The sequence below is a fragment of the Bacillus sp. RC240 genome (genome assembly GCF_044907945.1).
GTDB classification, from domain to species: Bacteria; Bacillota; Bacilli; order Bacillales; family Bacillaceae_G; genus Bacillus_A; species Bacillus_A mycoides.
The window spans coordinates 1-25,315 of the sequence record NZ_JBIYCT010000010.1 but is presented as its reverse complement, the minus strand read 5'-3'; the positions used below and the strand labels follow the sequence as shown (position 1 = coordinate 25,315).

Here is a 25,315-nt window from a genome sequence, read left to right as displayed (position 1 = left end):
GGGGCTTTATTATATAATACGGGTAGGATAACGAAAAGGGGATTCAGCATATGTACAAACAAATTTTATTAGCATGCGATGGTTCTGAACATGCACTTCGAGCAGCCGAGCATGCAACATATATTGCGAAATTTAACGAAGAAACACATGTTGAAGTTGTGTACGTAGTAGATAATAGAACGGCAAAGTCAGATATTATACAAGGACAAACGGATTTAGAAACAATATCAGCTAGTCGAAAAGGTAAATTAAAAGAGATTGAGGGTTTATTAAAGAAAGAGAACATTTCCTACAAAATTACGATTCTACATGGCGATCCAGGAGATACGATTGTTCAATATGTAAATACAGGAGATATAGATCTTATTATTGCTGGGAGTAGAGGGCTAAATACACTGCAAGAGATGGTGCTTGGTAGTGTAAGTCATAAAATAGCAAAGCGTGTGAAATGCCCGGTTATGATTATAAAATAAAGTGAGATATTCTGTAGTGTAAGCAGGACCTTGATATAATTCGAGGTCTTTTTTGATGTATTAAGAGGGAGAATGTGGACAGAATATATATAAGTTTAAAAAAATGTTAACTTACAAATTTGTAAGTTACCTGTCAGCGAAATCGATGTTATGAAATTTTCCCCATTGATACAATAAGAATATCAATGGGGATATAGGGAGGATGGAAGGTATGAAATCATTTCAAAATTTGTCTTATAGCCAAGGGGTAAGTTTAATTTGTTTAGGTGGATTTGCTGGATCTGTTATGTTAGCTGTTTTAATAAAGATGTTTCAGCAAATGTTTTAATCGCATGAATAGAAGGGAAATGATTAATATAAATAGCAAGAGAAGAACGATAAATAAAAAATAGCTCTTAGCATTTACTTACATGCTAAGAGCTATTTTTATGTTTATTTTTCTACACATTATATTTTGTTTAAACTTCTTTTGATTTAGCAGATCCTGTATTTAAAGTAAGAGCAAGGAAGAACATTGCAAGCACACAAGAAGCAAGGAGCAAAATGAATCCGCCGTTCCATCCGAATCCATCTACAATAAAGCCCATAGCTGCGCTAGCAAAAGTAGCTCCCCCTAGGTAACCGAAGAACCCAGTTAACCCAGCGGCAGTTCCAGCAGCTTTTTTGGGTGCTAAGTCAAGCGCGTGAAGACCAATTAGCATAACAGGTCCGTAAATTAAAAATCCAATGGAAACAAGTGCGATACTATCAATGATTGGATGCCCAGCAGGATTTAGCCAGTAAACAAGAACGGCAATGAATACACCGACCATAAATAGAATGCCAGCAGGTGCGCGGCGCCCTTTAAATAGTTTATCACTCATCCATCCGCAAAGAAGTGTACCTGGAATACCAGCCCATTCGTATAGAGCATAAGCTGTACGTGAGCTACTGTGAGTAAAGCTTTTTTCTTCTACTAAATAAGTAGGAGCCCAGTCTACAACGCCGTAACGAACGAAATAAACAAAGACATTAGCGATAGCGATGTACCATAAAAACTTATTGTTTAATATGTATGTAAATAAAATTTCCTTTACCGAAAGTTCGCGTTCACGGTCCGCTACTTTTTCATCTGATGGATATTCCCCAGTATGTTCTTCAATAGAAGGTAATCCGCAAGATTGAGGTGTATCTCTCATCGTAATTAATACATAAATCCCCACCAAAATTGAAAGAATACCTGGGAAGTAAAATATACTTTTCCAGTCATTTGCAAAGAAATATAAGCCTAATGTAACGAGAGAAGGCATAAGCGCGCCGCCGACATTATGAGCGACGTTCCAAATAGACATTTTTGTACCACGTTCACTAATGGAGAACCAGTGAACCATCGTACGACCACAAGGAGGCCATCCCATACCTTGTACCCATCCATTTAAAAACTGAAGTACAAACATAAGTATAATGCTCGTTGTAATGAAAGAAAATGAGCCGAAAATAATATTAATGATACCGGATAAAAATAGCCCAGCTGCTAAAAAGTAGCGAGGATTACAACGATCGGATACGATACCCATAAGAAATTTACTTAATCCGTAAGCGATAGATACTGCTGAAAGGATAACCCCAAGTTCCCCTTTACTAAAGCCTTGTTCGATTAAGTATGGCATTGCGAGTGAAAAGTTTTTTCGAACAAAGTAGTAACCCGCATAACCGATGAAGATGCCTAAGAATACTTGCAAACGCAATTTGCGGTATTCGCTATCAGTGCGATCAGCTGGTAAGCGTTCTGCGTGGGGCGCAGGTTTAAATAATTGTGTGAAAAACATAAAATGAAAATCCTCCCCTAATTAATTGGAAGCGTTTTAAGACAGAGAGAATACAAAAAGACTATGAAATATAAAAAAGTTCCCTTCTTTATGATTCATAGCCATATACTCCGATTCTCCGTGACTGTCAATATTAACTTCGACGAAAATTATACAACTTTGTGACAAGAATGTAAACGTTTTTATAAAGAAAGTTGTTGACGTATTTTGTTTGTGGGATTAATATTTAAATACGTTAAATATTTTATTGCTTAAATAAGAGGTGGATAACATGCCAAATGATATGACTCATATTGATAAGATTCAAGCTCTTACATTCGCTATAGGAAAGAAAATGCAAACAGAGCTATTAGAACAAATGCAAGCATCAGGACTTACACCACCGCAGTTTTATATTTTAAAGATTTTAGATCATTACGGAGCTTCAAGAGCGACACAATTGGCGGAGAAAATGTACGTGAAACCGAGCGCGATTACAGTAATGACTGATCGTTTAATTGATCATGGGTTAGTAGAGCGCTATCACGACGATAATGATCGCCGCGTTGTTGTCATTGAGCTAACGAAGAAGGGGAAAGCTACAGTAGAAGAAGCGATGGCGGCTCGTAATGAGCATATTGCAAAATACTTCTCACACTTAGAATTACAAGAGAGGGAAGATTTGTTGCGCCTCTTTGAAAAGCTAGAAACAATTATTTGCGGGAAACCAGAGAAAAAAGAGAAAAACTAAGAGGAATTGAGGAGATTACATGGAGCAACAAGAAAATCAGAATAGAAAGTTGTTGTTAATCGGTTTAGTAATCGCAATGCTATTTGCTGCATTGGACGGAACAATCGTTGGTACAGCAATGCCGCGTATCGTCGGTGAACTAGGTGGATTAAGTTTAATGACATGGTTAACAACAGCTTATATGTTAACATCAACAACGGTTGTACCGATTGCAGGTAAATTAGCGGATTTACTTGGGCGTCGTAACGTATATATAGCAGGATTAATTATCTTTATGGTTGGTTCAGCGTTATGTGGTATGGCCAACGGTATGACAGAATTAATTATTTTCCGTGGTATTCAAGGTCTTGGTGGCGGTATTATGATGCCAATGGCTATGATTATTATCGGAGATATGTTCACGGGAAAAGAACGTGCTAAATGGCAAGGGATTTTTGGTGCTTTATACGGTCTTGCTTCTGTAATTGGACCACAAGTTGGTGGTTGGATTGTAGACGCAGTGAACTGGAGATGGGTATTCTATATTAACTTACCAGTTGGTATTTTAGCGACAATCTTTATTGCAATGGGATTAAAAGCACATAAACAAACAGGACCAATTAAAATTGATATCGCTGGAATATTCACGATGATTCTCGGTGTTGTAAGTTTATTACTTGCGTTAACGTTTGGCGGGAAAGATTATGCATGGGGTTCTTGGCAAATTATCGGGTTATTTGCACTAGCTGCCATTGGTATTGTTAGCTTTATTATCGTTGAAACGAAGGCTGAAGAACCAATTTTACCGATGCACTTCTTTAAAAACCGCACATTTACACTACTGAATGCGATCGGTTTCTTTATGAGTATCGGAATGTTTGGAGCAATTATGTTCGTACCGTTCTTTATGCAAGGAATTGTAGGCGTAAGTGCTGCTGAATCAGGAACGATTATGACACCGATGATGATTACAATGATCGTTATGAGTATTATTGGTGGTCAGCTTGTATTAAAAATTGGTGTGAAACCACAAATTATTACAGGGATGCTTATTATGGCTAGTGGTTTCTGGTTATTAACAACGATGGATATGCACACAACTAAGCTTACCGCTACTTCTTATATGATGGTTATCGGTTTAGGAATGGGTCTTGTTATGCCGATATTAACATTAGCATTACAAGAAAGCTTCCCGAAAAAAGATCTTGGCGTTGTAACATCATCAAGTCAATTCTTCCGTCAAATCGGTGGAACGTTTGGGATTACAATTTTAGGATCAATTATGAATAACACTTCAGGCACAACGTTAACAAATAAATTAGTACCTGTATTAGACACATTCCCAAAAGAAGCGGGACAAATGGTAACAAAATTTAAAGATATGATTCATACAGATCCACAAAGTTTATATTCTATGCTATTTAGTCCAGAGGCATTAAAACAAATGCCAGAAGCATTTTCTAATAGCATCGTACCAATTTTGAAAAGCTCTTTAGTGGACTCACTTCATACTGTATTCTTAACAGGATTGGTATTTATCGTAGTAGGTGCTATCTTTACGATTTTCTTACAGAAAATTAAACTGTCTGATCGTAAAAAAGGTGCTGAAGAGCCTGCTGTAGAAGAAAAGGAAAAAACTGTATCATATTCGTAATAAAAAAGCATCGCCATAAGGCGATGCTTTTTTTGAGTATAACCTTAAAAGCTTTTTAGTTAGAAATGATTGACGTATTTTTATAAATGCGTTATATTATTTTCTGTAAACGGTTACATGAAGTGAGGAGAAAAGAGAATGAGTACGATTAAAGACGTTGCAAAATTAGCAGGGGTATCTGTTGCGACCGTTTCCAGAGTGTTAAATAAAAATGGATATGTTCATGAGGATACATTAAAAAAAGTAGAGCGAGCAATTGAAATGCTAGATTATAAACCTAGTACAGTAGCGCGTTCTTTATATAATAAAAAGTCTCGTTTAATTGGCTTAGTTGTTCCAAATATCGTGAATCCATTCTTTCCGGAAGTTGCACGTGCTGTAGAAGATGTAGCACATAAGCAAGGTTACACAGTTGTACTTTGTAACTCTGATGAAAATTTAGAAAAAGAGAAGCAATACATTGATGTGCTTAGACAAAATAATGTGGACGGATTTATTGTAGCAACGAATCCACAAAATAGTGTTAATTACATGAATTTGTCTATTCCAGTTGTTGCGATTGACCGTATGTTTAATGAGCGCATTCCTACTGTATATGCAGATAACTATGCAGGGAGCCAGGCGGCGACAAAGTTATTAATAGACAAAGGGTGTAAACATATTGCACATATTCGCGGACCGCGTGATGTGAGCACAGCTAATGAACGTTTTGAAGGTTTTGTAGACGTTATTACGCAAAATAATCTTTCTTATATGATTGCAGAGAGTACATTCGATCCAGCTAATAGTGAACAGGTCGCGGTGGAATTATTAGAAGAATATCCGCATATTGATGGAATTGTTGCTGGGAATGATTTAATTGCAATCGGCGTTGTAAAGGCTGCACTTCAAAAGGGAATTTCTATTCCAGACGATTTACAAATTATTGGATTCGATGGGATTTCTTTAACTGAAATGATGTATCCATCTATTACGACTGTTGCACAGCCAATTTATGAAATGGGGAAAATTGCAACAGAATTGTTGTTAGAGCAGATGGAAGGAAATCCATTAGAAGAGAAACATTATCGTTTACCGATTGAAATTATAGAACGAAATACAACGAAGTAAGGAGATGAGACAGATGCCAAATATTGCAGTAGTAGGTAGCATTTCAATGGACTTAGTGGCTGTTTCAAAAATACGGCCGAAAGCAGGAGAAACAGTAATTGGTGAAGCGTTTCATACGATACCAGGAGGAAAAGGGGCCAACCAAGCAGTTGCTGCAGCTAGATTAGGAGCAAATGTAGCGATGGTTGGTGCAGTAGGAAATGATGATTACGGAACAGTAGTTAGAAAAAATTTGGAGAACGAACGCATTTTTATCGACTATGTGGTACCGGTTACAGATAGGACGACAGGAATCGCTCATATCGTTTTAGCAGAAGAGGATAACAGTATTGTTGTCGTACAAGGAGCAAATGCTCTTGTAAATGAGTCGATTGTAGATCGTTCAAAAGACCTTCTTGTAAAAGCAGATATGGTTGTTCTCCAACTAGAGATTCCGCTTGAAACAGTAAAATACGTTCTAGCTATTTGTGAGGAGCATAAAATTCCAGTTATGTTGAATCCAGCTCCAGCACAATTTTTATCAGAAGATATTTTAGAAAAAGCGACTTATATTACGCCGAATGAACATGAATGTCGCATCGTATTAAATGATTTCACATCACCAATTGAAGAGTTACTGGCTAAATATCCAAATAAGCTATTGATGACAGAAGGGTCTAATGGTGTTCGTTTCCATAATGGAACGGAAGTTGTTCAAGTTCCAAGTATTGCTGTAGATGTAGTAGATACGACTGGAGCTGGTGATACATTTAACGGTGCGTTAGCAGTTGCGCTTTCTGAAGGAGAAACACTTCAAAAGGCTATTCGTTTCGCTAATATTGCTGGTGGTCTTTCTGTAACGAAACTTGGGGCACAGGGCGGTATGCCGACGAGAGATAGAGTACGTGAAGTGCAGGTGATTGTTGGATGAAAAAACACGGTGTATTAAATAGTGAAATCGCGGCAGTCCTTGCTTCACTTGGGCATACAGATACGATTGTAATCGCAGACTGCGGGTTGCCGATTCCTGATGGAGTAAAACGAATTGATTTAGCAGTTGAAATTGGAAAGCCTAGCTTTTTAGACGTATTACAAGTAGTTGCTGATGATATGGCAATTGAAAAAGTGACGCTGGCAGAAGAAGTCATTATGAATAATGACGTGGTAAATAAAGAAGTTGAGATGCGTTTAATAGAGCCAGCATTTGAATATGTGTCTCATAAGGAATTTAAAGAGCATACAAAGAGAGCGAAGGCGATTATTCGTACAGGAGAAGCAACGCCTTATGCGAATGTTATTTTACATGCAGGCGTGATTTTTTAATAGAGGGATGTGATGAGAATGCATATTGAAATGAAGAACATTTCAAAAGCGTTCAGTGGTAATCCTGTTCTAAAAAACGCACAGTTTATGATTGAAACAGGAGAAGTCCATGCATTGATGGGGGAAAATGGAGCGGGGAAATCGACGCTCATGAAGATTTTAACAGGTGTATATAAAAAAGACAGTGGAACAGTCATGATTGATGGGAAAGAACGAACTTTTAAAAATGCGAAAGAAGCTGAAGAGTATGGTATTGCATTTATCCATCAAGAGTTGAACATATTACCGAATTTAACGGTAGCTGAAAATATGTTTCTTGGAAAAGAGTTAATGTATGGGAAAACGGGCATTTTACGTACGCGTCAAATGAATGCGATTGCCCAGCAACAATTAGCAGATCTTGGTCTACATGTGAGAGGTGCTATGCTAGCAGGTGAATTATCAGTTGGACAACAGCAAATTATTGAAATTGCTAAAGCATTAATGACAAAGGCGAGCGTTATTATTATGGATGAACCTACAGCAGCATTAACAGATCGCGAAATTGAAACGCTGTTTATTGTTATTAATAAATTACGTAAAGAGGGCGTTTCATTCGTTTATATTTCACACCGGATGGAAGAAATTTTTTCAATATGTGATGCCATTACGATTTTGCGTGATGGAGAATATGTAGGGAAGAGATTAATTCCAGAAACATCCTTTGATGAAGTAGTTAGCATGATGGTGGGGCGCAGTATTGGTCAACGTTATCCAGAGCGAAATAGTCAAATTGGCGAAGTGATTTTTGAAATGCGTAACGGAACGAAAAAGGGGAAATTTGAAAATGTTTCGTTTCAAGTTAGAAAAGGTGAAATCCTTGGTGTTGCGGGCTTGATGGGAGCTGGTCGCACGGATATTATGAAAGCAATATTTGGATATGAACCGCTCGATTCAGGAAAAATTTTCATGAATGGACAAGAAGTAAAAATTGATAGTCCAATTGATGCGATTAGACAACGAATTGCCTTTATTACAGAGGATAGAAAATCTGAAGGGCTTGTGTTAGATTTTTCGATTCGTGAAAATTTAGCTTTACCAAATTTAGAAAGTCTTTCAAAGGGAAGCGTTGTTAATAAAGCTTTAGAACAGCAATTTACAGAGGATATGATGAAGCTTCTTAATGTGAAAGCAGCAAACGGAGAGCAAGCTGTAAAATCTCTTTCTGGTGGAAATCAGCAAAAGATTGTAATTGCAAAATGGCTAGGGATTCATCCGCAGTTACTCATTTTAGATGAGCCAACGAGAGGTGTAGATGTTGGGGCTAAAAAGGAAATTTACTCTATTATGAATAAGCTTACTGAGCAGGGTGATGCCGTTATTATGGTATCGTCTGAGCTTCCAGAAGTTTTAGGAATGAGTGATCGTGTTCTCGTTATTCATGAAGGGAAAATCGGTGGTATTTTAGAGAAAGATCAGGCATCGCAAGAGTCTATTATGGCACTAGCTACAGGGGGAGAGTAAGATATGGCTAAGAAGGGGAATGTATTACAACAACTTGGTTCTTTAATTGGGTTAGTATTAATTATCGTGGTAATTACAGCTTTAAATCCAGCATTTATTGAAATTCCAAATTTATTTAATATACTGCGCCAAGTATCGATTAATGCACTCATTGCATTTGGAATGACCTTCGTTATTTTAACAGGGGGTATTGACTTATCGGTAGGTTCTATTTTAGCATTATCAAGTGCACTTGTTGCCGGAATGATGGCAAGTGGCATGGATCCGTTCCTTGCAATGGTAGTTGGATTATTAGCAGGTCTTGCAATGGGGATTGTAAACGGTATTATTATTGCGAAGGGAAAAGTAGCTCCGTTTATTGCAACTTTAGCAACAATGACTATTTTTCGCGGGTTGACGCTTGTTTATATGGACGGACGTCCGATCACCGGTCTTGGTGATCATTTAATGTTCCAAATGTTTGGCCGTGGTTATTTCCTTGGTATTCCTGTGCCAGCCGTTACAATGATGATCGCTTTTGCAGTACTGTACTTTATTTTAAAGAAAACAACGTTTGGTCGCCGTACGTTTGCGATTGGTGGAAATGAAGAAGCGGCAGCTTTATCAGGTATTAATGTTACGAGAATTAAAGTAATGATTTACGGTCTTTCCGGAATTTTGGCAGCGCTTGCAGGTATTGTCTTAACATCAAGGTTAGATTCTGCACAGCCGACTGCTGGTACTTCTTACGAATTGGATGCAATTGCTGCAGTTGTGTTAGGAGGAACGAGTCTTTCAGGTGGAAGAGGATGGATTGTTGGTACATTCATCGGTGTGCTTATTATTGGTGTACTAAATAACGGTTTAAATTTATTAGGTGTATCTTCTTTCTTCCAACAAGTTGTAAAAGGACTTGTAATCTTACTAGCTGTACTAATTGATCGTCGAAAAGAAGCGTAATGGAGGGGCAATTCATGAAAAAATGGTTACTGATACTCGTTGCATGCATCATGGTAGTTACTGCTGGTTGTTCAATGGAACCACCAGAATGGGCAAAGGATTCTAGCGATAAAGGTCGAAATAAAACTATTAAAGTTGGATTTTCTGTTTCAACTTTAAATAATCCATTTTTCGTCACGTTGAAAAAAGGTGCAGAAAAGAAGGCAAAAGATAGCGGCATTGAATTAATTGCTGTTGATGCACAAAATGATGCGGCGAAGCAAACAAATGATGTTGAAGATTTAATTCAAAAAGGTGTCGATGTAATTGTTATTAATCCAACCGATTCAGATGCTGTTGCTTCAGCGGTAAGTGCAGCTAATGCAGCCAATGTTCCTGTTATTACAGTAGACCGGGTTGCGAATTCAGGTAAAGTTGTTTCTCATATTGCTTCCAACAATATAGAAGGTGGTCAAATGGCTAGTGATTACATTCGGGAGTTAGTTGGTGAAGGAACAAATGTTGCTGAGTTAGAAGGAATCCCTGGATCGTCTGCTGCTCGTGAGCGTGGGAAAGGATTCCATAACGTAGCTGATAAGTCTTTAAAAGTAGTAGCAAAACAAGCAGCTGATTTCGATCGTGCAAAAGGATTATCCGTTATGGAAAATATTTTGCAAGCAAATAGCGATATAAAAGCAGTGTTTGCTCATAACGATGAAATGGCATTAGGCGCAATTGAGGCATTGAAATCTGCTGGTAAAACAGATGTGGTTGTTGTTGGATTTGATGCAACAGATGATGCTGTAAAAGCGGTTAAAGATGGGCGTATGGCAGCAACAGTCGCTCAAAAACCAGAATTAATCGGAGAGAAGGCGATGGAAACAGCGAAAGAGATAACACAAGGTAAAAAAGTGGACAAATTTATTCCGATTGAATTAGAGCTTATTAAGAAAAAATAAATAAATATAAAATGAAAATTAGGAAGGAAGAATAACAAATGAAATTTTTTATTGATACAGCAAACATTAACGAAATTAAAGAGGCAAATGCATTAGGTGTAGTAGCTGGAGTAACGACAAATCCATCACTTGTAGCAAAAGAAGGCGTAGATTTCCATGAGCGTATTCGTGAAATTTGCAGCTTTATTGAAGGACCTGTAAGCGCAGAAGTAATTAGCTTAGAAGCTGATAAAATGATTGAAGAAGGAAAAGAGTTAGCAAAAATCGCTCCAAACGTTGTTGTAAAAGTTCCAATGACAACAGAAGGCTTAAAAGCAGTAAAAGCATTCTCAGATTTAGGAATTCGTACAAACGTTACATTAGTATTCTCAGCAGTGCAAGCATTACTTGCAGCTCGCGCTGGTGCGACATACGTTTCACCGTTCTTAGGTCGCCTAGATGATATCGGTCATAACGGTATGGACTTAATTCGCCAAATCGCAGAAATCTTTGCAATTCACGGCATTGAAACAGAAATCATTGCAGCATCTGTCCGTCACAGTGTTCATGTAACAGAAGCAGCATTAAACGGTTCACATATTGCAACAATCCCAGCAAACGTAATCGCTTCATTAGTGAAGCATCCATTAACAGATCAAGGAATTGAGAAATTCTTAGCTGATTGGGAAAAAACACAAGAGAAATAATACGAAATGGAGAACCCAAGTTTAATTAACTTGGGTTCTTTTTTTGTTTGAAAGAATTTTCATGCAATTGTGCATATTGTCTTTTAAATTTTTAATATAAGCTATTTAATATATACAAATCACTCTTTATTTTTCACATTTCGACATAAAAAGATAGAGGGTCTGACCAGAAAACTGGAGGGCATGATTCTATAACAGAAAGCTTATTTCTTATAGAATCATGTCTTTTATTATACAAGGGAGGATAGATTACATATTTTTATCTGAAGTTTAAGATTGATACAAGGGGATGATTAAAATGAGAAAAAAAGCGCCATTTAAAGTGTTGTCATCATTAACGATCGCAACACTCATCGGATGCTCAGCTGTAATGAGTGCTCCGTTAGCATATGCAGAAACGTCAGCAAAAGAAGGTGTGTCTACAACGCCAATTGATCATAACTTAATTCAAGAAGATCGTTTAGCGGAAGCGCTGAAAGAAAGAGGAACAATTAATCCAGCATCGTCTAAAGAAGAGACAAAAAAGGCCGTAGAGCAATATATTGAAAAGAAGCAAGGGGATCAGGCAAATAAAGAAATTCTTCCAGCGGATACTGCTAAAGAGGCATCTGATTTCGTGAAAAAAGTAAAAGAGAAGAAAATGGAGGAAAAGGAGAAAGTAAAGAAACCTGAAAAAAATGTGAGTCCTGAGCAAAAGCCAGAACCAAATAAAAAACAACTGAATGGACAAGTCCCAACTTCTAAAGCAAAGCAAGCGCCGTATAAAGGGTCTGTTCGAACTGATAAAGTATTAGTATTACTCGTTGAATTTAGTGATTATAAACATAATAATATTGATCAAACACCAGGATATATGTATTCGAATGACTTTAGTAGAGAGCATTATCAAAAAATGTTATTTGGTAATGAACCGTACACATTATTTGATGGTTCGAAAGTAAAAACGTTTAAACAATATTATGAAGAGCAGTCTGGTGGTAGTTATACGACAGACGGATATGTAACGGAGTGGCTAACTGTGCCAGGAAAAGCTGCTGATTACGGTGCTGATGGTAGTAGCGGTCACGATAATAAAGGACCAAAAGGTGCGCGTGATTTAGTGAAAGAAGCATTAAAAGCTGCAGCGGATAAAGGATTAGATTTATCACAATTCGATCAGTTCGACCGTTATGATACAAATGGCGATGGTAATCTTAATGAATCGGACGGTGTAATTGATCATTTAATGGTAATTCATGCCGGTGTTGGTCAAGAAGCTGGCGGTGGTAAATTAGGAGATGATGCAATTTGGTCACATCGATCTAAATTAGCAAGGGATCCAGTAGCGATTGAAGGAACAACAGCTAAAGTACCTTATTGGGATGGAAAAGTAGCGGCTCATGATTACACAATTGAACCAGAAGACGGTGCAGTAGGTGTGTTTGCACATGAATTTGGACATGATCTTGGTTTACCAGATGAGTATGATACGAATTATACTGGAATGGGATCACCTGTCGAAGCTTGGTCATTAATGAGTGGAGGTAGCTGGACAGGAAAAATCGCAGGAACAGAGCCAACTAGTTTTTCACCACAAAATAAAGATTTCTTACAAAAGAATATGGGTGGAAACTGGGCGAAAATTTTAGAAGTAGATTACGATAAAATTAAGAGTGGTGTAGGCGTTCCTACATATATTGATCAAAGTGTTACAAAATCAAATCGTCCAGGTGTCGTACGTGTCAACTTACCAGGTAAGAGTATTGAAACAATTAAGCCTGGATTTGGAAAGCGTGCATACTATAGTACAAGAGGCGATGATATTCATACGACATTAGAAACACCATTCTTCGATTTAACAAAAGGAACAAATGCAAAATTTGATTATAAAGCGAATTATGAACTAGAAGCAGAGTGTGATTTCATCGAAGTACATGCTGTAACTGAAGATGGAACGAAAACATTAATTGATAGATTGGGAGAAAACATAGTCCAAGAAGATAAAGATACAACAGATGGAAAATGGATTGATAAATCATACGATTTAAGTCAATTTAAAGGGAAGAAAGTTAAACTACAATTCGACTATATTACAGATCCAGCTTTAACATATAAAGGTTTCGCAATGGATAATGTAAATGTAACAGTTGATGGACAAGTAGTATTTTCAGATGACGCAGAAGGACAGTCTAAAATGAAGTTAAATGGATTCGTTGTTTCTGATGGGACAGAACAGAAACCCCATTATTATTATCTAGAGTGGAGAAACTATGCTGGATCAGATAATGGATTAAAAGCGGGAAAAGGTCCGGTATATAATACAGGTCTTGTCGTTTGGTATGCAGATGATAGTTTCAAAGATAACTGGGTTGGGTTACATCCAGGTGAAGGCTTCCTTGGTGTTGTAGATTCTCATCCAGAAGCGATTGTTGGAAATTTAGGTGGGAAACCAGCATACGGTAATACTGGAATTCAAATTGCAGATGCTGCATTTTCATTTGATCAAACACCTTCATGGAGTGTAAATTCATTTACACGAGGACAGTTTAATTATACTGGATTACAAGGTGTTACAACGTTTGATGATTCAAAGGTATACAGTAATAAGCAAATTGCTGACGCAGGACGCAAAGTTCCAAACCTTGGCCTTAAATTCCAAGTTGTTGGACAAGCAGATGATAAGTCTGCAGGTGCTGTTTGGATTAGACGTTAATGCGGGATAAAATAAAAGCACATTCTTCATATGAAGAGTGTGCTCTTTTATTTGTACATTAAGTTATTATTTTAGCTTATGTAATACAAGTGTTTATCCATATGTAGTGTATCAAATTATGTGTGGAAAAGAAATATTTCCGAGGAAATTGTCGAAGTATCGTCGATATTTATTCATTTTCTTTTTTAAAAGGAGCAAGTAGTATTGCATTTATATGTAAGTTTATTTACATTGATATTTGGTTATATACAAAAGTAATATATATTAGGCAATAAAAAGAGTTCTATTTAATAGAACTCTTTTTTGATGAGTAGAAAGGAGGGGGGACAAATGAAAGAAACAATTGCATGTCCACAATGTGAAGAGAATATTACTGCACAACATATTATCGACATCCCACATCCTTTTTCATTAAGGTGTCCGCATTGTAAGGTGAAGCTGAAAGAAATGAGGATAACACCATGTTTAATATTAGCGGCAATCTGTGTTATCCCACTGTTTATTATTATTGGAGAGAGTATTAAAGAATTGCTAGTAAAACATTTTTCTATTATAGACAATGTACCAACCGTACTTATTTTCTTCTTATTTTGTTATCCGTTGTATTATTTCTATGAAAAATATAATGCCATATTATTCATTAAATATGGTTTATTGAAAGTTAAAAGTTAAAAGTTAAAAGTTAAAAGTTAAAAGTTGAATTGAATAGGAGATTATCATTATGTTGTGGAAAATTTATTTGGTAATTGTAGCGATATTAGCTATTACTTCGCTAGTGAGAGGGATGTTTCAAACACCGATTCAAAAGTTTGATTTTGTAGTGTCTATTATTACATGGATAGGACTATTTGGATTTGTTTTTGATGTACAAATATTGAAGCCGATCGTTTGGCAATGCATCTTCGTATTTAGCATCATTTGGACTTTAACTGCAGTTTTTGTTTTACGATTATATGAAGAGAAAGATGAGCCATTACCTTTTGTATTTAAATTAATTGGCATTATCCCAACTTTTCCGTTATATTACGGATTATATCAATATGCATTTTAAAAAAAGACAATGATGGAATTAACCCATCATTGTCTTTTTTACTTTGCTTCTTACAAAAATCATTCCAGCAAATGTTAACAAGAATGCAGTTCCGATAACGAAGCTGACGCTAGGCGATGCCCCGATTGCTCCGACTGTAAAGGAGCCAGCAACAACTCCTAACGAGAAGAATGCATAAAACAATCCGAATGCTTTCCCTCGGTTACTATCTGTTGTATTTTCAACAAGTAAAGCATTAATTGCTGGGAAGAGGATAGCGAATCCAATTCCATAAATTATCATAACGATAAAGAGCATGCCTTTTGTTGCAAATAATCCGAGTAAAGATAACGCTAGTGCCATTACTGCAATCCCGATTAGCATTAGTTTGGAACGATTAAATCGATCGTAAATGCGATTTGTTGGCAGTAAGAAGAAGAGGATAGCGGTAATTCCGAATACACTTAACATCATGCCTGTTGTAGATGCTTTAAGTGCTAATGCCTCAACTTTTACTGGTAACATATAAGTGACAATCCCTTGTGAAAACATTAGTGTGAAAGCACCAATATATGCTTGTAATAACGGTTCTGATTTCAATAGTTCAATCATATCTTCTTTGTTCATCATTTGTGTTCTTGATGTATCTTTTCTTGATACGTTATTTGGTAAGAAGAATAGAGATACGATTGTACCAAGGACCATTAAAATAGAAATAGTAATGAACACCCACTCTATACCAGCTGTTGCTTTCATAATGCCGCTGAAAGCAGGTCCTACGATTGCAGCTGTTCCAACAGCGGCACCAGATAGAGCCATTGCTTTACCTTGCCTTGCTGAATTCGTTTGCTTTGATAAAAACGTAAAGGCAGCAGGAATTAAAAATCCGTCACTAAAACCGTGTATAAAGCGCACAACTAATAGTTGTTCACCACTTTGAACAACGGTGTATAACAAGACTATGAAACTCGTAATTCCCATGCTTATATAAAGGATTTTTTTTGCACCAAATTTATCGACAGCGGCTCCAGCGATAATATTACCGATCATATTAGCGAATGAGTACATACCGATAACTAGCCCGATAACAAGAGGGGTTCCTCCAAGACTTTGAGCGAAAGTACTCATAATAGGTAATTGTGAAAATGTATCTAAAAACGCTACGATAACAATAAAGTAAATAAAATATTTCAAGCGATATTCACCTCTCCTATGCTATTATGGCATAATGCTAATTTCAACCGCAATGAAATTAGCATTAACAGATGTGGAAAAAAGTACAAAGTGACAAAATATTGAACGTTATTTGTTAAAAATTAGTGAAAATGAGATTGTTTTTTTGAAATATATGGATGGAAGTATTATAATAGATTTGCAAACTTCACCAGGTTAAGTATATACGTAGAGAGGGATGTATAAAATGAAAGCACTACTTTGGCATAATCAACGTGATGTACGAGTAGAAGAAGTACCAGAACCAACTGTAAGACCAGGAGCAGTTAAGATTAAAGTTAAATGGTGTGGTATCTGCGGAACAGACTTGCATGAATATTTAGCAGGACCTATTTTTATTCCAACAGAAGAGCACCCATTAACACACGTAAAAGCACCGGTTATTTTAGGTCATGAGTTTAGTGGTGAGGTAGTTGAAATCGGTGAAGGCGTTACTTCTCATAAAGTGGGAGATCGCGTCGTTGTAGAACCAATTTATTCTTGTGGTAAATGTGAAGCTTGTAAACACGGACATTACAATGTTTGTGAACAACTTGTTTTCCACGGTCTTGGCGGAGAAGGCGGCGGTTTCTCTGAATATACAGTAGTACCAGAAGATATGGTTCATCATATTCCAGACGAAATGACGTATGAGCAAGGTGCGCTTGTAGAACCAGCAGCAGTAGCAGTTCATGCAGTACGTCAAAGTAAATTAAAAGAGGGAGAAGCTGTAGCGGTATTTGGTTGTGGTCCGATTGGGCTTCTTGTAATCCAAGCAGCAAAAGCAGCAGGAGCAACTCCTGTTATCGCAGTGGAACTTTCTAAAGAACGTCAAGAGCTAGCTAAATTAGCAGGTGCTGATTACGTATTAAATCCAGCAACTCAAGATGTACTAGCAGAAATTCGTAACTTAACAAATGGTTTAGGTGTAAATGTGAGCTTTGAAGTAACAGGTGTCGAAGTAGTACTTCGTCAAGCGATTGAAAGTACAAGTTTTGAAGGACAAACTGTAATTGTTAGTGTGTGGGAAAAAGATGCGACAATTACGCCAAACAACCTTGTACTAAAAGAAAAAGAAGTTATCGGTATTCTTGGATACCGTCATATCTTCCCAGCTGTTATTAAATTAATTAGCTCTGGCCAAATTCAAGCAGAGAAATTAATTACGAAAAAAATCACAGTGGATCAAGTTGTTGAAGAAGGATTTGAAGCACTTGTAAAAGATAAAACACAAGTGAAAATTCTTGTTTCACCTAAATAATAGAGAATAGTAAAAAGTAGCCCTTTTCTAGAAATAGAAGAGGGCTACTTTTTTTCTATACAGAAAGGTGATAGACTTTCCTTTAACTACAGGTATTTTGTTTGGAAGGGGAAGTCTAATGCTTTCATTTATGTTGACATTGAAACGGATGCTAAAAGCTTGTTTACGAGCGTGGAAAGATAAAGAATTTCAAGTATTATTCGTATTAACATTTTTAACATTAACATCTGGTACGATTTTTTATAGTACAGTTGAAGGATTACGTCCTCTTGACGCCCTATATTTTAGTGTGGTTACGTTGACGACTGTCGGTGATGGGAATTTTAGTCCGCAAACTGATTTCGGAAAGGTATTTACGATCTTATACATATTTATCGGGATTGGATTAGTGTTTGGATTTATTCATAAATTGGCAGTTAATGTGCAACTGCCAAGTGTATTATCGAAAAGAAAAAAAGAGTAAAGCGGTTAATCGCTTTACTCTTTTTTTACATTAGTTTAGACAAGTATTTGCAGTAGCTTAACAATACTGTATTACAATGTAAGTGCATTCATTCATTACGTTCGCTATGTATAAAGTTATAGTGATATGAACATTTGCATATTTTAATTTATTGATAGAATTTTCACGAAAGGTGGGATATTCTAGTCATAGGTTAACCGTAAGACATCGTAGGATCCTAACAAAAATCTTTACAATAATTCTATTATAAAATGGAGGATTTCAGATGAAAAAGAAAGTACTTGCTTTAGCAGCAGCTATTACGTTAGTAGCGCCATTACAAAATGTAGCTTTTGCACATGAAAAGAATGAAGAAAGTAGAGCGATTATTACTCAGTATTGGTCTGCGGAAGATAAACACTCAGAAGGTGTAAATTCTCATTTATGGATTGTAAACCGTGCTATTGATATTATGTCCCGTAATACGACAATTGTAAAACAAGATCAAGTTGCACTATTAAATGAATGGCGCACAGATTTAGAAAATGGCATTTATTCTGCTGATTATGAAAATCCTTATTATGACAATAGTACATTTGCGTCACATTTCTATGATCCAGACGATGGAAGTACATACATTCCACTTGCAAAGCAAGCGAAGGAAACTGGAGCTAAGTATTTTAAATTAGCTGGTGAATCTTATAAAAATAAAGATATGAAACAAGCATTCTTCTATTTAGGGTTATCTCTTCATTATTTAGGTGATGTAAATCAACCGATGCATGCAGCAAACTTTACGAATATTTCTTATCCACAAGGATTCCATTCTAAATATGAAAACTTTGTAGATACGATTAAAGATAATTACAAAGTAACGGACGGAAATGGATATTGGAATTGGAAAGGTATAAACCCTGAAGATTGGATTCATGGTGCTGCGGTAGCTGCGAAACAAGATTTCCCTGGTATCGTAAATAGTAATACGAAAAGTTGGTTCGTGCAAGCTGCTGTATCACAAAGTTATGCCGACAAATGGCGCGCTGAAGTTACACCAATGACTGGTAAGCGATTAATGGAAGCGCAACGTGTAACTGCTGGATACATTCAGCTTTGGTTTGATACGTACGGAAATCGTTAAGTATTGGAGAAAGGTCAAATCTCAGAATAGAGTATTTGGCCTTTTTATCACTATACAGTAAACGGAGGATATGAATTGTGAAAAGTGAATTGCTAAAAGGTGTACTAAGCTTTGGGATTGGTCTAGCAGCTTTATATAGCGGATCTTCCGTTCAAGCAGAAATGTCCACAAATCAAAATGATACGTTAAAAGTTATGACGCATAATGTATACATGCTATCAACAAACCTATATCCCAACTGGGGACAAAATGAGCGTGCTGATTTAATTGGAGCAGCAGATTATATAAAGAATCAAGATGTTGTTATATTAAATGAAGTGTTTGATAATAGTGCTTCAAATCGCTTATTAGGAAATTTGAAGAAAGAATATCCAAATCAAACGGCAGTATTAGGTCGTAGTAGTGGAAGCGAGTGGGATAAGACGTTAGGAAACTATTCATCTTCGACTCCTGAAGATGGAGGTGTAGCGATTGTGAGTAAATGGCCAATTGTTGAAAAGATTCAATATGTATTTGAAAAAGGCTGTGGACCAGATAACTTATCAAATAAAGGATTTGTATACACAAAAGTTAAGAAAAATGATCGTTTTGTACATGTGATTGGGACTCATTTACAAGCTGAAGATAGTATGTGTGGAAATACTTCGCCAGCATCTGTACGTACAAAACAGCTACAAGAAATTCAAGAGTTTATTAAAAATAAAAATATACCAAATAACGAGTATGTGTTAATTGGTGGTGATATGAATGTAAATAAAATAAATGCTGAGAATAATAGTGACTCAGAGTACGCATCCATGTTCAAAACATTGCACGCCTCTATTCCATCTTATACTGGATATACTGCAACTTGGGATGCGACGACAAACAGTATTGCGAAATATAACTTCCCCGATAGCCCTGCCGAGTATTTAGATTATATTATTACAAGTAAGGACCATGCTAATCCATCGTATATAGAGAATAAGGTGTTACAGTCGAAATCGCCACAATGGACTGTTACGTCATGGCTCAAAGAATATACATATAATGATTACTCTGATCATTATCCAGTAGAGGCGACTATTTCTATGAAATAGAGTAGTCTTAAAAAAGTTTCTTCGTGAAGAAGAAACTTTTTTTATTTGAAAACAGGAAAATCATTTTTTCTTTCCAATATGTATAAGACATATATAGAAGAGGAGAGAAAAATGTGGATAGAGGAATTTTTAAGGAAGTTCCATTACCGTGTGCATTTTTAGATGAAGTGGCTTTAGAGAGGAATATTCAATCGATTATAGAGTTAAGTGGAGATAAGAAAATTCGTATAGCGAGTAAATCATTACGCTCTGTTCCAGTTATGAAAAAGATTTTAGCTGCAAATAATCGGTTTCAAGGTATTATGTGTTTTTCTCCTAGAGAAGCTTTGTTTTTAATTGAACAAGGATTTAATGATTTATTGCTCGGATATCCTGTTTATGATGAAAGAGCTTTACATGAAATTAGTTTGCTAACAAAGCAAGGGCACATTATAACTTGTATGGTGGATTGTGAAGACCATATTACTTATTTAGAAAAGATTGCTGAGAAGTCTAAAGGGTGTTTTCGCGTTTGTTTGGATATTGATATGAGTAGTCGTTTTTTAAAAATTCATTTTGGTGTAAAAAGATCCCCGGTAAAAGATGTGCAGAGCGCTTTGAAAATAGTAGAAAAGGTGAAGGGCTCATCATATTTAATACTAGATGGTGTAATGGGATATGAAGCTCAAATTGCCGGGGTGGGGGATCATATACCGAATCAATGGATGAAAAGTAAAGTGGTTTCGTATTTAAAGAAGAAATCAGTATTAGAGGTTAAAGAAAGAAGGGGACGTATCGTAAAAGAAATACAAAACCTTGGTATTAAACTAAGATTTGTAAATGGGGGAGGAACAGGAAGTATAAAAACAACTGAGCAAGATAACTCAGTTTCAGAGATTACAATAGGTTCTGCTTTTTATTCCCCGAAACTATTTGATTATTATAAAGAAGTAAAATTTCAGCCAGCTGTCGGATTTGCTTTACCAGTTGTACGTAAACCGGATCCTTTTATTTATACTTGCCTCGGTGGCGGATATATTGCCTCAGGTGCAGTTGGTAAAGATAAAGAGCCTGAGGTTTGGATGCCGCATGGTGCAAAACTATTAGCTTTAGAAGGTGCTGGTGAAGTGCAAACGCCAATTTTTTATAACGGTGAGGAACGAGTGGATATAGGAGATTCTATCTTGTTTCGCCATAGTAAAGCTGGAGAGTTATGTGAACGCTTTCCTGTTTTGTATCGCATTAAACAAGGGGAAATTGTTGGAGAGTATTCAACATATCGGGGGGATGGACAATGCTTTCTATAAAGGGACAAAAATGGAGAAATTGGACAGGGAATGTAGAAGGCACACCGCATTATACGATGTATCCAAAAAGTATACAAGATGTAGTAGAAGTTGTGGGGCTTGCACGAAAAAAAGGAAAGAAAATTCGTGTTGTCGGTTCAGGGCATTCGTTTACACCTCTTGTGCAAACGGAAGAAATTTTAGTTTCTTTAGATGAATTGAAGGGCATTGGGAATATTGATGCAGAGAAGATGGTTGTCGAAGTATGGGCGGGAACAAAGCTACATGATTTAGGGAAGTTACTTCAGGAAAAAGGTTATGCGCAAGAAAATTTAGGGGATATTGATTCACAATCTATTGCAGGAGCGATTAGTACGGGGACTCATGGGACGGGTGTTACATTTGGGAGTTTATCAACACAAGTTATAGAGATCACGGCAGTTTTATCAACAGGTGAGAGTATAGTTTGTTCAGAAACCGAGAACGCCGAATATTGGAAAGCATTTCAGTTGTCACTTGGAATGCTAGGTATCATTGTAAAGATAAAATTGAAGGTTATCCCAGCGTATTCTCTCGTTTATGAAAGTGAAAAACAATCATTGTCTACTGTAATGAACAAAATAGAAGAATATAAGAAGAATCGTCATTTTGAATTTTTCGTTTTTCCTTATTCAGATGAAGTGCAAGTGAAATTTACAAACGAAACAACGAGTAAAGAAAGTGATTTGAAATGGCATAAACTAAAGGTGGAGTTACTTGAAAATAAGATGTTCTCTTTATTATCTAAAGGGTGTAAATGGTTTCCTTCTATAAGTAAAGGAGTAAGCCGATTATCAGCTAAGGCTGTACCGAACATGAAAATAATTGGACCAAGCTATGAAGTGTTCGCTACATCACGTACAGTTCCATTTTATGAAATGGAGTACAGTGTCCCTTCAAAGTATATGAGGGCTGTTGTAGAAGAAATCTCAAATCTTATTGAAAAGAAAAAGTATAAGGTGCACTTCCCGATTGAATGCCGGTATGTGAGAGATGATGATATATGGCTCAGTCCAGCGTATGGAAGAGACTCAGCGTATATAGCTGTTCATATGTATAAAGGTATGAAGTATGCCGCTTATTTTGGTGAAGTGGAGAAAATTTTTCTAAAGTATGAAGGGCGCCCGCATTGGGGGAAAATGCATACGTTAACGTACGAAAAATTGCAAAATATATATCCAGAATTGCATTCGTTTCTAAAAGTGAGGAAGTCACTAGATGAAACAGGAATATTTTTAAGCCCTTATACAGAAAAGTTATTTACGATTATGAAAAAAAGCTGACAAATTAGTATTTGTCAGCTTTTTTAAGTGTAATTGCATTTCTTGTATGACTAATACGCTCATAAAATAGTAATTTATCACTGCTAAATACATGTAATAAAACATGAATAATAAATAGCCCGTTAATTACAAATTGGAATAACAGTATAACTAGTAATACTAAAGGCTCTGTATGATTTAAAATAGAGCTACTAGAAAGAATGTAATTGATTCCACCTAAAATGAAATAGAATATACCGTAACGAATGAATAATTCTTTTAGTGTAATACGCTCTGCTTGTCCTTTAATGTAAATACGAAGCAACGCTTTCCCTATTGTTCTTCCATTTGTAAAATATGGGATGATAATAAAGTAAATTAAGATTGAACATGTAATGAAAAGGAATTCGTATACATTTGTATAAGATTGGATGTTAGAAATAAATAGTGAGTTTCCTTTGTTTTTAATGAAAGGTACAACGATAGATAAGAAAATCCAATCAATTTGCATAGCGAGGAGACGACGAACGAATCCGACTGGTTTCGTTTCCAAATCAATATGACTATCTAATTCGCTTGTTTTTGGCAGGAAGTACGTAAATATTGGTGCAATGATAAAACCGATTACGCCGCCTAGTGTGTTTAAAAACAGATCGTCGATATCGAATAAGCGATATGCACAATTATAAATACCATATAATCCAGTTACTTGTGTTAATTCAAAGAACAGTGAAAGGCAAAAAGAAATGCACACTGTTTGGAAGAAACTACGTCGGAAATAATAACGTAAGTAAATACCGAATGGAACGGTTAATAGAACGTTAAAAGCAACTTGTAAAAATGCAGATTCTTTTAATAACAAGAAATAAGTAGTAGGTTTCGTTAAAATTGCCGATGTATGATTACTAATCTCTTGTATGAAATAAAATGGTGAGAGTTGCATATGCTGTGTATTAGCGGGTTGTAGGCTACAAGTATCATACGTTTGTGGTAACGGCAAAATAACAAGAAAATAGGCATTTAATAAATAGAGTAGTAATGAATACAAAATAAATGAACGCCATTTATTTAAATAACCGTATTTTCGATAATTAAATATTAAAAAAGGGATTAAGAGAAACATTGCTAAAATAGGAAATAAAATAAATGCTGTTTTTACTGGAAATAAATATGCAGTCAAAATGAAACTCCTTTCAATGAAAATTCGTTTATCATTATAGCGCTAAAAGGAGTTTAAAACAAAGTTAAAATATTTCGAAATAGAAAGAATTACAAATTTTATCGAAATTAAGTTATACTAAATTTAATATAAGGATATTATGATTATTATAAGTTGAGAGAGGGTACAAGACATGCGATATGAGCTTTTTTCTGTAAGTGGGGATCATATTACAACTTTTGAAAGCGCGTGGCGTTTTCAAGAGGGAGAACAGATTTTTGTTCATGATGATAATACAAAACGAAATTTTATTATTATTCGCTTAACACATGATTTGTTTCAAAAAAATACACATGTTATTCGCTTGTATTGTCAGGAAAAGAAAGTTTATGCATAAGGAAAAACCTCTTACTGTATGAGGGCAGTAAGAGGCTTTTTTTATCCCGCTATTTGTGGGCAGTAAAACTTCCACCTCAAAATTCGACCGGAGCAAAGAAGTTAGGTGGGAGCCCTGCTGCCCGTAAAATCCCGATTGGTGAGGGCTAATAATCAGGGGGGATGAACAAAACCCCCACTGATTAAAGTTTCACTTTATAAGAAAATGATAGTTAGCACACCTACGATAATACAGTAGAAAGAGAAATATTTTAAATTTCCTTTCGCCATAATGTTCATAAACCATTTTAATGAAATATATGTCATGACAAATGTTGCGATGAAAGCAACAATATAAGGTACAAATAATGTATCTAAATTTGGATCGTTTGCAATGTCTGTAATACTTAACAATAAACCACCTAAGCTAACAGGGATGTATAGTAAGAATGAGAAACGAAGAGCGGTTTCTTGCTTCATACCAAGTAACATTGCTGCTACGATTGTAGCACCTGACCTGCTTATACCAGGAATTAGTGCGCAAGCTTGTGCTAGACCAATAATGATTGCATCTTTCATAGAAAGGTCGCCATCACTTTTACGTCCACGCAAGTTTCGAATAATCCAAAGGCCGATAGCAGTAATAAGAAGGGAAACCCCAACCATTTTAACACCTTTTAAATAGTGGTCGATATAATCTTTAAATAAAACTCCAATTACACCTGCTGGAATGGTTGCAATAACAAGGTAAATAATAAAGAAAAAATCTGATTTTGCATCTTCTGCTCTTGTGAATATATAAGATAGACCATTCTTTGTTAGACGAATTAAGTCATTTCTATAAATAAGTAATACAGCTAATAATGAAGCTGAATTAACAAGTAGCTCAAAGCTAAATCCTTCTATTTTTAGTCCTAGCAAATGCTGTGCTAAAACGAGGTGACCGCTTGAAGAAATCGGAATTGGTTCTGTTAGTCCTTGGAATAGACCAAGAATTAAATATTTTAAAATGTAATAAAATTGTTCCATAACATCCTCCTTGTGTATTAGTCGAAAGAAATAACTTTTCCATTATAACAAAGATATAGATGAATATTGAGAAGGAATAAATATTCGAAATATAATAAAAACCCCTTATAGCGATTGAAGTGAACCCGAATAGTGGTACATGAAAAAAACACCTCCTGAATTCGCATACTAAGTATGCAAATTCAATGGAGGTGTTTTTCGTTTGAAGAC

General features: G+C 36.1%; 25 protein-coding genes. 21 read left to right on the top strand and 4 right to left on the bottom strand.

The genetic code is table 11. From position 1 onward, the window contains the following. The first annotated feature begins 50 nt into the window (after positions 1-50). Together ABH955_RS23925 and ABH955_RS23920 are read left to right on the top strand one after the other, a co-directional pair. On the top strand, positions 51-473 hold the full coding sequence (locus ABH955_RS23925; protein WP_404457179.1) for a universal stress protein: 423 nt from the start codon (positions 51-53) through the stop codon (positions 471-473). A gap of 211 nt (positions 474-684) precedes the next feature. After that, on the top strand, positions 685-801 hold the full coding sequence (locus ABH955_RS23920) for a DUF4027 family protein (RefSeq protein WP_002125236.1): 117 nt from the start codon (positions 685-687) through the stop codon (positions 799-801). A gap of 130 nt (positions 802-931) precedes the next feature. Here ABH955_RS23920 and glpT read toward each other — a convergent pair whose 3' ends face one another. Then, positions 932-2,281 (bottom strand): glycerol-3-phosphate transporter, encoded by a 1,350-nt coding sequence (glpT, locus tag ABH955_RS23915; protein WP_404449012.1) that lies wholly within the window; start codon positions 2,279-2,281, stop codon positions 932-934. Positions 2,282-2,552: 271 nt separating this feature from the next. Between glpT and ABH955_RS23910 the strand changes: the two genes are divergently transcribed. From ABH955_RS23910 to ABH955_RS23855, 12 genes are all read left to right on the top strand, one after another. Next, entirely contained in the window at positions 2,553-3,011 is a 459-nt protein-coding gene (locus ABH955_RS23910) for a MarR family winged helix-turn-helix transcriptional regulator (protein ID WP_002125240.1), read from the top strand. Positions 3,012-3,030: 19 nt separating this feature from the next. Next, positions 3,031-4,644: an MDR family MFS transporter gene (locus tag ABH955_RS23905; RefSeq protein ID WP_113937911.1), complete on the top strand. Its 1,614-nt coding sequence runs from the start codon at positions 3,031-3,033 to the stop codon at positions 4,642-4,644. A 138-nt stretch (positions 4,645-4,782) separates the two neighbouring features. Then, entirely contained in the window at positions 4,783-5,754 is a 972-nt protein-coding gene (gene rbsR / locus ABH955_RS23900) for a ribose operon transcriptional repressor RbsR (RefSeq protein ID WP_113937912.1), read from the top strand. 13 nt (positions 5,755-5,767) lie between these two features. Further along, positions 5,768-6,664: a ribokinase gene (gene rbsK / locus ABH955_RS23895; protein ID WP_113937913.1), complete on the top strand. Its 897-nt coding sequence runs from the start codon at positions 5,768-5,770 to the stop codon at positions 6,662-6,664. Further along, on the top strand, positions 6,661-7,056 hold the full coding sequence (gene rbsD / locus ABH955_RS23890) for a D-ribose pyranase (protein WP_113937914.1): 396 nt from the start codon (positions 6,661-6,663) through the stop codon (positions 7,054-7,056). The genes rbsK and rbsD overlap by 4 nt, the downstream gene beginning before the upstream one ends. Positions 7,057-7,074: 18 nt before the next feature. Beyond that, entirely contained in the window at positions 7,075-8,559 is a 1,485-nt protein-coding gene (gene rbsA, locus ABH955_RS23885) for a ribose ABC transporter ATP-binding protein RbsA (protein ID WP_404491765.1), read from the top strand. A gap of 3 nt (positions 8,560-8,562) precedes the next feature. Continuing rightward, a complete protein-coding gene (locus ABH955_RS23880; RefSeq protein ID WP_002029798.1) occupies positions 8,563-9,498 on the top strand; it encodes an ABC transporter permease subunit in 936 nt (311 codons plus the stop codon). Between the two features lie 14 nt (positions 9,499-9,512). After that, positions 9,513-10,436, top strand: a complete 924-nt coding sequence (rbsB, locus tag ABH955_RS23875) for a ribose ABC transporter substrate-binding protein RbsB (protein WP_002125255.1) — start codon at positions 9,513-9,515, stop codon at positions 10,434-10,436. 38 nt (positions 10,437-10,474) lie between these two features. Further along, positions 10,475-11,122 carry a fructose-6-phosphate aldolase gene (gene fsa, locus ABH955_RS23870; protein WP_000667669.1) on the top strand — a complete coding sequence of 216 codons (648 nt, stop codon included), beginning with the start codon at positions 10,475-10,477 and terminating at the stop codon, positions 11,120-11,122. A gap of 298 nt (positions 11,123-11,420) precedes the next feature. Beyond that, on the top strand, positions 11,421-13,814 hold the full coding sequence (gene inhA2 / locus ABH955_RS23865; protein WP_404491752.1) for a M6 family metalloprotease immune inhibitor InhA2: 2,394 nt from the start codon (positions 11,421-11,423) through the stop codon (positions 13,812-13,814). Between the two features lie 330 nt (positions 13,815-14,144). Then, on the top strand, positions 14,145-14,486 hold the full coding sequence (locus tag ABH955_RS23860) for a hypothetical protein (RefSeq protein ID WP_002029794.1): 342 nt from the start codon (positions 14,145-14,147) through the stop codon (positions 14,484-14,486). 49 nt (positions 14,487-14,535) lie between these two features. Further along, positions 14,536-14,865: a hypothetical protein gene (locus ABH955_RS23855; RefSeq protein WP_404449001.1), complete on the top strand. Its 330-nt coding sequence runs from the start codon at positions 14,536-14,538 to the stop codon at positions 14,863-14,865. An 18-nt stretch (positions 14,866-14,883) separates the two neighbouring features. Here ABH955_RS23855 and ABH955_RS23850 read toward each other — a convergent pair whose 3' ends face one another. Continuing rightward, a complete protein-coding gene (locus ABH955_RS23850; RefSeq protein ID WP_404457185.1) occupies positions 14,884-16,038 on the bottom strand; it encodes an MFS transporter in 1,155 nt (384 codons plus the stop codon). Positions 16,039-16,264: 226 nt separating this feature from the next. Between ABH955_RS23850 and bdhA the strand changes: the two genes are divergently transcribed. From bdhA to ABH955_RS23820, 6 genes are all read left to right on the top strand, one after another. Then, positions 16,265-17,317 (top strand): (R,R)-butanediol dehydrogenase, encoded by a 1,053-nt coding sequence (gene bdhA / locus ABH955_RS23845; RefSeq protein WP_000645834.1) that lies wholly within the window; start codon positions 16,265-16,267, stop codon positions 17,315-17,317. A gap of 118 nt (positions 17,318-17,435) precedes the next feature. Continuing rightward, complete coding sequence (locus ABH955_RS23840; RefSeq protein WP_002090921.1) at positions 17,436-17,780, top strand: potassium channel family protein; 345 nt, start codon at positions 17,436-17,438, stop codon at positions 17,778-17,780. Between the two features lie 265 nt (positions 17,781-18,045). Continuing rightward, positions 18,046-18,897 carry a phospholipase CerA gene (gene cerA, locus ABH955_RS23835; protein ID WP_404448994.1) on the top strand — a complete coding sequence of 284 codons (852 nt, stop codon included), beginning with the start codon at positions 18,046-18,048 and terminating at the stop codon, positions 18,895-18,897. A 77-nt stretch (positions 18,898-18,974) separates the two neighbouring features. Further along, a complete protein-coding gene (gene sph, locus ABH955_RS23830; protein ID WP_404457187.1) occupies positions 18,975-19,976 on the top strand; it encodes a sphingomyelinase C in 1,002 nt (333 codons plus the stop codon). 113 nt (positions 19,977-20,089) lie between these two features. Continuing rightward, on the top strand, positions 20,090-21,262 hold the full coding sequence (locus ABH955_RS23825; RefSeq protein ID WP_404491750.1) for an amino acid deaminase/aldolase: 1,173 nt from the start codon (positions 20,090-20,092) through the stop codon (positions 21,260-21,262). Then, entirely contained in the window at positions 21,250-22,563 is a 1,314-nt protein-coding gene (locus ABH955_RS23820) for a D-arabinono-1,4-lactone oxidase (RefSeq protein ID WP_404491749.1), read from the top strand. Before ABH955_RS23825 ends, ABH955_RS23820 begins: the two co-directional genes overlap by 13 nt. Positions 22,564-22,567: 4 nt before the next feature. Here the strand turns inward: ABH955_RS23820 and ABH955_RS23815 are convergent, their stop codons facing one another. Continuing rightward, entirely contained in the window at positions 22,568-23,722 is a 1,155-nt protein-coding gene (locus ABH955_RS23815; protein WP_404448986.1) for a VanZ family protein, read from the bottom strand. A gap of 172 nt (positions 23,723-23,894) precedes the next feature. On the opposite strand from ABH955_RS23815, the gene ABH955_RS23810 reads away from it, so the two are divergent. Further along, complete coding sequence (locus ABH955_RS23810) at positions 23,895-24,098, top strand: hypothetical protein (protein WP_002134416.1); 204 nt, start codon at positions 23,895-23,897, stop codon at positions 24,096-24,098. 194 nt (positions 24,099-24,292) lie between these two features. Here the strand turns inward: ABH955_RS23810 and ABH955_RS23805 are convergent, their stop codons facing one another. Continuing rightward, positions 24,293-25,105 carry an undecaprenyl-diphosphate phosphatase gene (locus tag ABH955_RS23805; RefSeq protein ID WP_113937922.1) on the bottom strand — a complete coding sequence of 271 codons (813 nt, stop codon included), beginning with the start codon at positions 25,103-25,105 and terminating at the stop codon, positions 24,293-24,295. Positions 25,106-25,315: the final 210 nt, after the last annotated feature.